Annotated in this window: 11 protein-coding genes; 3 read left to right on the plus strand and 8 right to left on the minus strand. The window is 39.3% G+C overall.

Translation table 11 applies throughout. The features are described 5' to 3' along the window. Window positions 1-55: 55 nt before the first annotated feature. Complete coding sequence (locus GQR38_RS04275) at window positions 56-2,938, minus strand: pitrilysin family protein (protein ID WP_165721067.1); 2,883 nt, start codon at window positions 2,936-2,938, stop codon at window positions 56-58. A 250-nt stretch (window positions 2,939-3,188) separates the two neighbouring features. Between GQR38_RS04275 and GQR38_RS04280 the strand changes: the two genes are divergently transcribed. Continuing rightward, window positions 3,189-4,145, plus strand: a complete 957-nt coding sequence (locus GQR38_RS04280) for a methylenetetrahydrofolate reductase (protein WP_021032136.1) — start codon at window positions 3,189-3,191, stop codon at window positions 4,143-4,145. 116 nt (window positions 4,146-4,261) lie between these two features. Here the strand turns inward: GQR38_RS04280 and GQR38_RS04285 are convergent, their stop codons facing one another. The 4 genes from GQR38_RS04285 to GQR38_RS04300 form a co-directional block, all read right to left on the minus strand. Further along, entirely contained in the window at window positions 4,262-4,459 is a 198-nt protein-coding gene (locus GQR38_RS04285; protein ID WP_165721068.1) for a hypothetical protein, read from the minus strand. Between the two features lie 16 nt (window positions 4,460-4,475). Beyond that, on the minus strand, window positions 4,476-5,456 hold the full coding sequence (locus GQR38_RS04290; protein WP_165721069.1) for a sensor domain-containing diguanylate cyclase: 981 nt from the start codon (window positions 5,454-5,456) through the stop codon (window positions 4,476-4,478). A gap of 58 nt (window positions 5,457-5,514) precedes the next feature. Beyond that, entirely contained in the window at window positions 5,515-6,762 is a 1,248-nt protein-coding gene (locus GQR38_RS04295) for a DEAD/DEAH box helicase (protein WP_024593280.1), read from the minus strand. Between the two features lie 187 nt (window positions 6,763-6,949). Further along, entirely contained in the window at window positions 6,950-7,651 is a 702-nt protein-coding gene (locus GQR38_RS04300) for a DUF3581 domain-containing protein (RefSeq protein ID WP_024598641.1), read from the minus strand. 175 nt (window positions 7,652-7,826) lie between these two features. On the opposite strand from GQR38_RS04300, the gene GQR38_RS04305 reads away from it, so the two are divergent. Beyond that, a complete protein-coding gene (locus tag GQR38_RS04305) occupies window positions 7,827-8,645 on the plus strand; it encodes a CPBP family intramembrane glutamic endopeptidase (RefSeq protein WP_231614020.1) in 819 nt (272 codons plus the stop codon). Window positions 8,646-8,749: 104 nt separating this feature from the next. Next, window positions 8,750-9,142 (plus strand): hypothetical protein, encoded by a 393-nt coding sequence (locus tag GQR38_RS04310; protein WP_165721071.1) that lies wholly within the window; start codon window positions 8,750-8,752, stop codon window positions 9,140-9,142. A gap of 16 nt (window positions 9,143-9,158) precedes the next feature. On the opposite strand, the gene GQR38_RS04315 is transcribed toward GQR38_RS04310, so the two are convergent. From GQR38_RS04315 to GQR38_RS04325, 3 genes are all read right to left on the minus strand, one after another. Continuing rightward, the gene (locus GQR38_RS04315) at window positions 9,159-9,458 is read right to left on the minus strand and encodes a hypothetical protein (RefSeq protein ID WP_021032137.1); all 300 of its coding nucleotides are present in this window, start codon (window positions 9,456-9,458) and stop codon (window positions 9,159-9,161) included. 436 nt (window positions 9,459-9,894) lie between these two features. Then, a complete protein-coding gene (gltX, locus tag GQR38_RS04320; protein ID WP_007581594.1) occupies window positions 9,895-11,379 on the minus strand; it encodes a glutamate--tRNA ligase in 1,485 nt (494 codons plus the stop codon). A gap of 39 nt (window positions 11,380-11,418) precedes the next feature. Beyond that, entirely contained in the window at window positions 11,419-11,778 is a 360-nt protein-coding gene (locus GQR38_RS04325) for a glutaredoxin domain-containing protein (RefSeq protein WP_007581591.1), read from the minus strand. Window positions 11,779-11,797 lie beyond the last annotated feature (19 nt).

Below are 11,797 nucleotides of genomic sequence, written 5' to 3' on the forward strand. Positions count from 1 at the left end.
GATATAAAGTGCCCCATAAGTTAGGGCACTTTCCAACCATTAAAAACCACTTAAATTATTGAAATACTTTTTCAACTTTTACTACTTCAATATTTTTTGCAGGAATTGCTAATTTGTAATCAGCAATTACTTTATCCTCAGCAACTAGTTCCGCTGGTTTTTTTGTGTTGTAAACCATTGGTGAGGTTTGCTGCGATGCTAAACGTTTTTGCATATCAGCGCCGTCTGCGGTTATAAACACATAGTGAACATTGTCTGTTTGTAAGTTTTCTTTAATAACGCGGTTTACATCGGCAACGCTTAGCGTTTTAAGTTTATTAGTTACGTAACTTACAAAGCTATCTGTGTTGTAAAATTCGCTATCAAGCGCGTAACCTAATTGGCGGTTTTGACTTGCCACCATTTGCGGCACAAAGTTAATTAAAAAGTTACGCGTAGCTTCAAAGTCGTCTTCGCTCATACCATTTTCAATTAGCTTATCTAGCTCAAACAAGGCGGTACGTGTGGCAAAGTGCGCATCGTTATTAGAGCGAAGTGGGCGTAACCACACTTGAAATATTTGCTCAGAGCGCCCTAGGTTTGCATCAGGTTTGGTTTGAAACATACCACGTGGAAAGTATTCAATGTATGCGTAATCGCCATAGTTCATGCCGCGAGTTTCACGAATGCGCTCATATAAAAAGCTGTTAGAACTACGGTGCTCACCAAAGTACGAACGCACAAGCCAAAGGGCTGTCCAGTCTTCGCTACTTCTTATCGTATCAATAGGGAAACCAAACGATACCGCTGTCGATTGCGCCGATTTTTCTACAATCGTTGCATGATGACCTTTAAGCACTGGCGCATCAGGAATGCTTAAACGGCTTTGCTCACCTTTTGGTAGCGTTGCAAAATCGCTCATCATTTTAGCTTTAAGCTTTGCAGGTACAGCCCCAATTAAACCAACCGTGAGTTTAGATTGCGTAAGCTCGCTGTTATAAAACGCTTTAACATCATCTAGCGTCAACGCTTCTAAATCCGAAATATCACCATAGTTGTAGCTTTCGTAAGGGTGATTTTTGTAAAGTGCACTGTAGAGTACTTCTTTGCCTAGCTCTTCATCGTTAGATGCTTTTAAGCCTGATTTAATACCGTCGATCATTTCTTTTTTAAGGCGCTTAAAGTCATCGTCTCTAAAACCTGGGTTTAGTAATTGATCGCTCACAAGTGTATACCACTGCGCCGCATTATCTTTATGGATACGCCCTTGGAACGACAGCATTTCTTTATCTATTTGATAGCCAAAGCTACCCGCAAGCGGATAAAGTGCTTTTTGAATATCTTTATAGCTTGTCGCCTCTGAGCCACCTTGTGCAAGCATAGCCGCAGTTAACGCAGCAACACCTTTTTTGCCTTGTGGGTCGGCAGCCGCACCGGTATTGAATAAAAAGTTAACATCAATTAATGGCGAGCCATTCGTTTTATCAAGTACTTTAAATACAGGTGCCGCAGGTGCTTGTTTAAGCTTTGCAGTAAGCGCATTTAAATCAACTTCTTGCTCGAAACCTGGGGCTTTATCAAGTGCCGACATCGTTAATGTGGTACGTGCGTTATCGGTAAAGTATTTATTAGCAACGGCTTTAATATCTGCGCTGGTAATATTATCTGCCGATTTATATAGCTGGTTTATAACTTCAGGATCGCGCTCAAAATGCATGTAGCTGGCAAGAGTTGATGCAATCGCTTGCGATGAATCCAAGCCATTAATAAAGCTGTATTTAAGGTTCGATTTTAAATCACTCAACTTTTGCTCATCAACAAGCTCAGTGCGTGCTTTTGCATAAGTGCGGTTAATGGCATCGCGCGCAGTGGCTAAATCGTCTGCGTTTTCTACTTTAACAAATACGTGTAATAAACCCGGATCTTTAGTCTCAGGGTTATAAGTAAACATTTGGCTGGCAATTTGTTTGTCGACCACTAGCTCTTGATATAAATCTGAATTATTTGAAAAATAAAGCTGTGAGATTAAATCAAGCGCCGCTCTGTCTTTTTTAGCAGGCTCCCACGCAGCGCCTTTGTACGATACAAGTAACCAATGCCCTGGTAGCGCTTCATCTTGCTGGTGCAAATATTTTGGTGCTTGTTGAACAGGCTCTGCTTTAATGTCGGCAACATAGTTACCCTTTTTCCAGCTGCCCCAATGCTTTTTAACCATTGCCATTGTTGCTTGTGGATCTACATCGCCCACAATAACAAGTGACACATACTCAGGCTTATAAAACTTAGCAAAAAATTCTTTCCCGTACGCCATTTGATCAGGCATGGCTTCTATGTCTTTAAAAAAGCCCATAGTGGTGTGTTTATAAGTGTGCTTATCAAACGCTTCTTCGCGCACAGCGCTTAATAATTTACGAATTGGGCTCGCGTTGTTTTTTAAGTACTCACCTTTTACCGTTTGCGCTTCGGTTCTAAATTGCTCTTCGGTGTAGGTTAAATTTTGAAAAATATCAGCTTCAAGCTCAAGTACTTTATCAAGATGCTGTTTTGAAAAATTTAAATGGTAGTTTGTAAAATCGTTTGTTGTATAAGCGCGGTTATCAACACCTGAATTTTTTAATATGTCTGAATACACATCTTCAGGGTATTTTTGTGAGCCTTTAAACATCATGTGTTCAAAAAAGTGAGCAAAGCCTGTTTTGCCCTCTTCAACTTCGTTACGCGATCCAACCGATACCGGAATTTGCAGCGACACTACATCAGGGTAATCGGTTTTAACAACCATGACACGTAAGCCGTTTTCTAGCTCTTCAATTAAATAATCTTGCGAAAAAACACGATCATCAGCTTTATTTACTTGTTCTTGTTGTGCTGTTGTTTGCGTGCTTTGGTTTTGTTGCATGGCGCAACCTGTTAACGCCAGCGATACCGCTAAGCTGGTTGCTAATAATTTAAATTTCATTGTTGTCCCTTTTTAAATTGAGCAAATTTGTTGTCAGATTTAACTCTTTAATTATGCCCCAAAGCCAATAAATATAAGAGCCCCAAGGGAATTTATTATGTAAACAACTGTGTCAATTATAAATAATGGGAACAAGCACTATGAATAAACATCATGTTAGTTGAAAAACTTTCACTAAATAAATCTATCTAGACGTCTAAATGGCTGCTATATTAAATCCATCAAAACAAACTTAGCTGGAATGAGGATTATGGCTTTATCACTAAAAGAGAAGATAGTGGACACCAATCAAGGTGTTTATCTTATTGGTACTACCCCGCCTAAAATTGGCACCGATAAAGCGCAATTAAAAACCATTGCAGAAAAGCTATTAGGTCGCTTACACGAAATTGAATACGACGGCGTGATAATTTACGACATTCAAGACGAAAGCAGCCGAACCAATCAAGACCGCCCATTTGCGTTTAAACAAACCGTTGATCCGCGTGAATACAGCCATTTACTTCGTAATTTATCTGCACAAGATGTGATTACTTATAAAAGTGTGGCGCAGCGTGGCGTAGGCGAATTTAAAGATTGGCTAAGTGAAACTAAAAACGACTACGATTTACAAAATGTTGTTTTAGTAGGTAGCCCATCATCGATAGGCGATATAAAGCTAAGCCTGCCAGATGCTTATAAAGCGATGGCTGAGCAATCAGATGATTTCTTTTTAGGTGGCGTTACGATTGCCGAGCGCCATTCAAGTAAACGAAATGAGCACGAACGATTAATAGAAAAAACAGCACAAGGCTGTCAGTTTTTTATATCGCAAGCTGTTTACGATGCACAAGCGACTATAGAGCTAATTACTAGCTACGCACGTACATGTAAAGCACAAGGGATTACACCTCAACGTATTATATTAACGTTTACCCCGTGCGGCGGCGAAAAAACCTTAGAGTTTATGCAATGGTTGGGTATCTCAGTGCCAGAGGCAACTAAATGGCGCATGCTTGATGCAGACAATACATTAAGCGAATCAGTCCGTATTTGCCGCGAAAACCTCGACTTAATACTTAAAAGCTGTGCGCATTTAGATGTACCGCTGGGCTTAAATATTGAAAGCTTAACAAACCGTAAAGAAGAAATTGACGCGTCAATTAATTTATACCGTTTATTAAAAGCCATTATGGAATTGAACCTTGCGGAAAAGCTAATAGCTTAAAAGCTAGGTTAGAGCTAATTAACACCTTCTTGGCAAGCCTCATGGCTTGCTTTTTTATGTCCGTTCTTTGAAAAATTAATTAATAAATACAAGTAAAGATTTGCAGCTTAAGCTATTTATTGAAGGTGTTTTTGGTTATTACTCTCAAGCCTTTTTAAGGCAAACCCCATAAAGGAGCACATAACACCAAAAATTATTCCCTCATTAGATATAAATCTAATGCTAGGGAACGTTTCAAATAAGCTTATTATTGCTAAGGAAAAAATAAAACCTATCGCAGAAAAAACCAGCCAAGTTTGTGTGGCATGAGTCATGACGAACCTCCTTTTATTATTGTGCCTTTTTAGCGAGCTTATACGCTTGTTTATTTTTATACATTGCGTGGTCTGCATCATTTAATAGCGCTTCAAAGGGCTGCTTTTGTTTATTAGTAAAACTATAACCAATACTAAGCGATAAATCGCAAACGTCTTCTTTGAGTAAGGCTTTTGAATACTCAGTCGAAATTTTATCCATGATGTAGTTAATCTTGCTTTTATCGCTTACTTGCATTACTGCAACAAACTCATCGCCACCTAAACGCCCTACTATATCAGCATCTCTTAAATGCGTTTTTAGCGTATCTGCCAATATAATTAAGGCTTTGTCGCCCACTTCATGTCCGCAGGTGTCGTTTAATTTTTTAAAGTCGTTTATATCGATAAACAAACAACATACGTCAAAGCCTAAACGTAGCGCTAAGTTAAGTTTTTGCTGGGCTAATAAGTTAAGTGCTCGGCGATTATAAATATTCGTTAATGAGTCTAACATGGCTATTTCGCGCATTTGCTCATAGCTATACACAAGCGCTAGGTCGTCTTCAATCAAATCACGTAGTTGTTCTATGAGTTCAAAATATTCATCGGTATAGCTTGTTATTTTAGTGTCTTTTAAACATAACGTGCCAAACACTTCGCCTTCAGGCCAATGAATGGGTAAACCTAGGTAGGATTCAACACCGTCTTCAACGACTTCTGACAGGGTATTCCATGTATCGTTATTACTTGCATCATTAACATATAATGTATTGTTAGTTTCAGCTACGTGGCGACAAAACAGAGGAGTTTGAGGAGGGAGTATAGGGTTGGTCTCAAAGTTAGAGCCACCCTCGTTACTTCTAATAACAACGCGATAGCCTTTGCTTGTTGCCTGAACTATATAACCAGACGGGGCTGAAAAAAGCCCCGTTATAAGATCAATTGTTTTTTGCCATTTATGCAAAGATATTTGGCCATCAATACCAGAAAATGCCCATTGATCAATTTCAAACATTGCTTTACCTCGGCTGCTTAGTAGCTCCAGTATAGGCAAAAAAGCAAAGTAAAAGCTATTATTTGCGACGTCTACTTGGCTCTCTTTTACCGGTGATGCGTTTTTTATCGCGATCTTTTCGCGACTTGTTAGTATTTTTACGATTATCTTTTGGCTTTTTATTAGGATCTGGCTCGTAACCTTCTAACCACTGCGGCGTTAAACGCGTATCGAGTAGTACTTCAATTTCTTCTAGCAGCCATTGCTCATCAAGACTTACCAGCGACATAGCAAGTCCTTGTTCGCCAGCACGACCTGTACGGCCAATACGGTGCACGTAATCCTCGGCAATGTACGGTAGTTCAAAGTTAATTACGTATCTAAGTGTAGAAATATCTAAACCACGCGCAGCTACATCGGTTGCAACAAGTACGCGTGTAATACCTTCTTTAAAGTTTTGCAATGCACGGTCGCGTGCGCCTTGCGATTTGTCGCCATGGATTGATTCGGTTTTTAAACCGTCTTTACACATTTCTTTAGCAAGCTGATCAGCCATTTGTTTTGTGCGAGTAAAAATAAGCACTTGGCGCCAGTTTTTCATACCAATCATGTGCGATACAAGTTCGCGCTTACGATCCTCATCTACAGCGTAAATAACTTGCTCTACTTCAACGGCTGCTGAGTTACGTTTATCAACTTCAATTAGCTCTGGGTTTTTAAGTAACTTTTTACTGAGTTCAAACACGCTGTCATCAAACGTAGCTGAAAATAGTAAAGTTTGGCGATCGCCCGGTATATGTCGCAATATACGTCTAATTTCATCAATAAACCCCATATCAAGCATGCGGTCAGCTTCGTCAAACACTAAGGAGTCTACGCTTGAAAGTACCACACTGCCTTTAACTATATGATCAAGCAAACGCCCAGGTGTTGCCACTATAACTTGCGCTGTTTTAAGTGCTTTTATTTGAGGGCCAATACTTGCGCCACCATAGGCTAAAGCGCCATTGATATTAGTGCCTTGTGCGTACTTTTCAAAGCTTGCAAATACTTGCTGAGCAAGCTCACGGGTTGGCGTTAAAATTACAACGCGGGCAAGGCCTTGCTCATCTTTTTTAGGGGTATTTAAAAGCTTATGTAACAAAGGTAAAACAAAGGCGGCGGTTTTACCAGTACCTGTTTGCGCGCTGCCCATTACATCACTTCCGGCTAAAATAGGCGGAATAGTTTTAATCTGAATTGCGGTAGGTTGAGTGTAATTATTTTGCTCAATCGCTGTTAATAATAACGGGTCGAGATTAAGTGATGAGAACGTAGTGGCAGACATAGGCTTAGCTTTAAAATAACAAAGAGCGCTATTGTACGCATATTACTGTACTGCGTAAATTAACCAGTCCAGAAAAGTATTTAATCGTAGTTACTCACTTTCGCTTTAGCGCTAAAACAATAAAAAACCAATAAAAAAGGCGCTAAATAACAGTTGTATTTAGCGCCTTTTATAATTTTCTGTAGCTTTAAGCTGGCTTTAGTGTCGCTTTACGTTCGTTGTAAAACGCGATTAAATCATCAACTGTTGCTTGGCAGTATTCGCGAATACCCGAAACCACCATGTGCTTTTCACCACTACCCACTTTAACGCCGTTTTCCAACAGGTTAAAACGTAGTGTGATTTTTCCGCGCTTACCGGCATACTCAAAACTAGGCTCTGCAAACTCAAGTTCTGGTTCTGTAATATCAAGATTATCAAGATTGATAAGCATTGATTCGTAAATCACCATCGGACGAGCAGGGTTTATCATTACCTCTTGCTTACCCATTAATGGAATAATTACATGCGGAAAAGTAGTACCAGAAAACTCAACATAATTTTTTATAAGACTATTAGTTAATGCTGGGCATTGGCTGGTTTTACCGCTGCGCTTTACCTTTAAAATTACTTTTTCGCCATTGGTAACATCAAACTCATCAGCTCCCTCAGGAAAATTAAGTTTGGTGTTTTCATCAACCATACCAGCAAAAGTAAATTCCATTTGTTCACTAATACCGTAGCGGTCTAGTACCAATGAAAAAAGTAAGTCTCCTGGCGCGCAAAACTTTTTGGCATCTTTGTCGTGAAGTGGATTGTAATCGTCAGCAACGCATTTAGCGAATCGACAACCCTGCTCACGAGAGATAGAAACATAATCAGCATGCTGCTGAAAAAAAGGACTTAACATAGTTTGTTCACTGCTTAAACTGCTTATAACCTATCTATATTACCAGAAAAAAAATATTGAGAGGTCGAATCTGTTAGATTAATGGCTAAATAAAACAGAGCAATAAAAAACAATGACTTTTTATTTATTAGCGCTATCAATTATATGTGTTTTTCCGTACTGCAAAATATCAATAATGCGGCAACCCCTTTGGCACTACTTACTAGCTTTAAGTGTTGTAAGTGCATATTTTCAAGGTTATATAAATTTATATGCCCTGCTGAGCACTGGGCTTTATGTTGCTTTATACCACAGCGCACTAAATACAAAACAGCCAATAATACGCGCCATATTAAACACTATTTTTATAATTGCCTCATTGGCATTAGCACTTCATTGGGTGCCTGGTTTTAATAACCTCCCTATTGTTATAAACGAGCGTATTACCAGCGATGCGATTACTTTTACCCTTTATGCTAATTTTGATAAAGCTATGGCTGGGTTATTTCTTTGTGCTTACTTTTTTTCAAACTTAGATTCAAATAAAAAGCCTTTAAAAACAGACTCTAATAAAGTGGGCTCATTAAACGTTAAACAACCCATTTTAATAGTTATTGCTACTGTTTTAGCTTCGCTCATAGCGGCTTTACTGCTTGGACTTGTAAGCTTTAACCCTAAGGTTCCTGACTTTTGGTTAGCCTTTATGGCTATTAATCTTTTATTTACCTGTGTAGCTGAGGAAGCTTTATTTCGAGGTTTACTACAAACTAAGCTTAGCAAAATAATTACACCTACCCGTTTAGCAATACTTGCCCCTGTAATTACTGCAGGTATTTTTGCTTTGGCACATTTTGCTGGAGGAATTAACTATGTATTGGTTTCATTTATTGCCGGCTTAGGGTATGGCTATGTTTTTTATAAAACGCAGCGCTTAGAGTGGGCTATTTTATGCCATTGGTTGGTTAATGTTTGCCACTTCTTTTTGTTTACTTACCCTATGCTCAATAAAATCTAAATACATTTACAAATGCTAACAATTTACTTAGTAGTAAACATTGCCCGCATTTGATTTTGTTAGTAGTTTACTATTTCAAATAATAAATTAAGGGACTAATAAATATGCTACGTTTTATAACGGTAATAACAGTGCTCGCCACAATAACGGGTTGTTCAAGCATGACTTATCATACAGATATAGACAACGGCGTTTTATCTCAAGAAATTGGCACCTACGTTAATAAAAGAGATTTACAGCAATTTTATAGCGACCAAGAAGCACACGAAAGTGGCGCTACACTCCTAGGCCGAATAGAAGGTGAAAGCTGTGATGGCGACGGTATGGGTAACAATAATGTAAGCTATAACCGCTCTAAATCAAACGCAATTGATTTACTTAAAGCTGATGCCATGCGCAGAGGCGGAAATGCTTTTACTATTAATTCTTGTAGTGAAACGTCTGTATCGTATTGCGACCTATCTGTTTTATGCACCGGACAGGCCTACGACTATTAATAAGTAAAAGTGCAAATTATATATTAAGCGCAAAGCTAAGTAGTACGCGCTTTCCAGACTCGATTTTAGATACGCTGTGTTCGTACTTATCGGGTCTGAATAAATACACGCGATTAAATAAATTTATAATGCATTTTGAGCATTTAAATACCCCACCCGCTTTAGGTTTTTCTAATACAAAGTTGAGCTTGTAATAGCGCCCTTGCTGCACAGGGTCAATATGGTTCATTACGCTGTGATTAGTTGGGTAAGTAACAAGGTTTATCGAAAATGTATTACTGCTAAAAATAGCTTTGTTTTTAACGGTTGCAATCATACTGCCTCCATATTGTTTATGTGTCTTATTGTATCATTGGGCTGGGTCTTACTTCGTTTTTAAACGAGACTAAAACGCCATGATATATAGCCAATCAGACTAGGGTCTGTTGTTCTTTGCGGATTAAAATTCATTCAAACTAGGGGCTATTTAATCGCGGCGCGAGATTTGTAACCTAGTGGGCTAAGTAAAAACCGAGCAACAAAGAGTAAGTAGCCCCTAGGAAGAACCCTTTGGGCAGCGCCTGTTTGGCATTAATGCTACGTTATCGCCCATTTATGGGGAATAACCACACTGCATAGGCTCTGCCTTGCCTAAATACCAAACAGACTGCTGTAAATTTAACCTTGAAAGAACAACAGACCCTTATATAAAACTATCTGACACAAAAAAGCCGAGCTTAATAAGCTCGGCTTTTATAAGTGCATTTTAGTAATTATGCACTTGGGTATTCGCGGTACGCACGCTCTATATTTTTAGCCTGCTTTTTAGAAATACCTAAATGAGCAAGTGCTACACGTAAACGAGCACGTGATAGGTCAGACCCTAGTATTTCCATTGCATCAAGCACTGACGTACTTGACGTTTTGCCAGTAATTGCGACAAATATTGGCTCTAAAAAGTCTTTAATCTTAAGCTCGTGGAATGTTGCAACTTCTTTTGCAATTGCAAAAATAGCGGGCTTTTCAAAGCTACGTAAACCTTCAAGCTGCCATACAAAAAATTGTAGCGCTTGGCGAATCACGTTTTCGTCTGCTTTGCCGGCTGTTAATAGCGCAGGATCGTAAGTTGGAATACCACCTACAAAGTGCCCTGCAAGCTCAACCATATCCGACAGCGTATTAATACGTGTTTTAACTTCTGGTAATATTTTAGCTAACATTTCGCCATTAAACTTCCAATCAACAAAGCGCTGAATTAACTGCTCGTCGGTTAGATTTTCGCGGATCCACATGCCGTTTAACCAGCTTAATTTATCTACGTCGAATACTGGACCACCAAGCGATACACGCTTCATGTCAAAGTTTTCAATCATTTCATTAAGTGTGAACTTTTCACGCTCATCAGGCATTGACCAACCCATACGGCCTAAGTAGTTAAGCACGGCTTCTGGCAGGTAGCCCATTTCTTTATAGTAATTAATAGACGTTGGGTTTTTACGCTTAGACAGCTTTGATTTATCTGGGTTACGTAGTAATGGTAAGTGACCAAGTACTGGTGCTTCCCAACCAAAATCTTCATACAGTTTTAATAACTTAGGTGCTGAGTTAATCCACTCTTCACCACGGAAAATATGACTAATTTCCATATGGTGGTCGTCAACTACGTTCGCTAAAAAGTACGTTGGAAAGCCATCCGCTTTTAAAAGCACTTGCATGTCTACGTTTTCCCACGGGATCTCAATTTCATCACGTAAGTAGTCGTTAAACTTAAATGTGCCTTCGCTTGGGATTTTCATACGTATAACGTAAGGTTTGCCTTCAGCTAAGTTTGCTTTAATTTCTTCATCTGTATGGTTTAAACCACGACCGTCATATTTAGGGCGTAGGCCTTCTGCCATTTGCTCTTCACGCATTTGATCAAGCTCTTCGCTTGTTGCAAAGCAGTAAAACGCTTTACCATCGTCAACTAACTGATGCGCGTATTTTTTATATAAATCGCTACGCTCAGATTGACGGTAAGGACCAAATTCGCCACCCACATCAGGACCATGATCCCACTCAAGCCCTAACCAACGTAGGCTATCCATAATCGCAAGTTCAGACTCTGGCGTGCTACGTACTTGGTCTGTATCTTCTATACGAAGTACAAATTCACCGCCTTGTTGTTTAGCAAAACAGTAGTTAAATAAGGCGATATAAGCGGTGCCAAGATGCGGGTCACCAGTTGGCGACGGGGCAACACGGGTGCGAATTGTCATTGTATATTCTCTTTAAATAAGTGAGATAGTAAAAGTGGTTTATGCAGCTACTTTGTTTAAGTAAGCAATAATATCGTTTGATTCGTACAGCCATTGTACTTGGCCGTTTTGCTCTATACGCAGACAAGGCACTTTAACTTTGCCGCCTTGTTCTAGTAGCTCTTGACGATATTGCTCATTGTCTTTTGCATCACGCGTTTCTATGTTTAAGCCTTCGCGTTTAATGGCGCGACGTACTTTTACACAAAACGGGCATGCTTTAAATTGATACAGTTTAAATTGTGAGGTTTGCTGATCAAGCTGTGCTTGCTCGTCGCTTGCACGCTTTTTACTGCGAGGAGTAAATACAAAATTAAAGAATAAGATTATACAACCTAAAAACCAACGAACTAATTTCATGTTCTGTGCTCTGCTTACA

Origin of the sequence: Pseudoalteromonas sp. c7(2019) (genome assembly GCF_011378625.1) — a bacterium.
Classification (GTDB): domain Bacteria; phylum Pseudomonadota; class Gammaproteobacteria; order Enterobacterales; family Alteromonadaceae; genus Pseudoalteromonas; species Pseudoalteromonas arctica.

Coding starts and splice junctions, on each gene's coding strand:
- GQR38_RS04275 (WP_165721067.1), bottom strand. CDS start 2,938: ATGAAATTTAAATTATTAGCAACCAGCTTAGCGGTATCGCTGGCGTTA.
- GQR38_RS04280 (WP_021032136.1), top strand. CDS start 3,189: ATGGCTTTATCACTAAAAGAGAAGATAGTGGACACCAATCAAGGTGTT.
- GQR38_RS04285 (WP_165721068.1), bottom strand. CDS start 4,459: ATGACTCATGCCACACAAACTTGGCTGGTTTTTTCTGCGATAGGTTTT.
- GQR38_RS04290 (WP_165721069.1), bottom strand. CDS start 5,456: ATGTTTGAAATTGATCAATGGGCATTTTCTGGTATTGATGGCCAAATA.
- GQR38_RS04295 (WP_024593280.1), bottom strand. CDS start 6,762: ATGTCTGCCACTACGTTCTCATCACTTAATCTCGACCCGTTATTATTA.
- GQR38_RS04300 (WP_024598641.1), bottom strand. CDS start 7,651: ATGTTAAGTCCTTTTTTTCAGCAGCATGCTGATTATGTTTCTATCTCT.
- GQR38_RS04305 (WP_231614020.1), top strand. CDS start 7,827: ATGCGGCAACCCCTTTGGCACTACTTACTAGCTTTAAGTGTTGTAAGT.
- GQR38_RS04310 (WP_165721071.1), top strand. CDS start 8,750: ATGCTACGTTTTATAACGGTAATAACAGTGCTCGCCACAATAACGGGT.
- GQR38_RS04315 (WP_021032137.1), bottom strand. CDS start 9,458: ATGATTGCAACCGTTAAAAACAAAGCTATTTTTAGCAGTAATACATTT.
- gltX (WP_007581594.1), bottom strand. CDS start 11,379: ATGACAATTCGCACCCGTGTTGCCCCGTCGCCAACTGGTGACCCGCAT.
- GQR38_RS04325 (WP_007581591.1), bottom strand. CDS start 11,778: ATGAAATTAGTTCGTTGGTTTTTAGGTTGTATAATCTTATTCTTTAAT.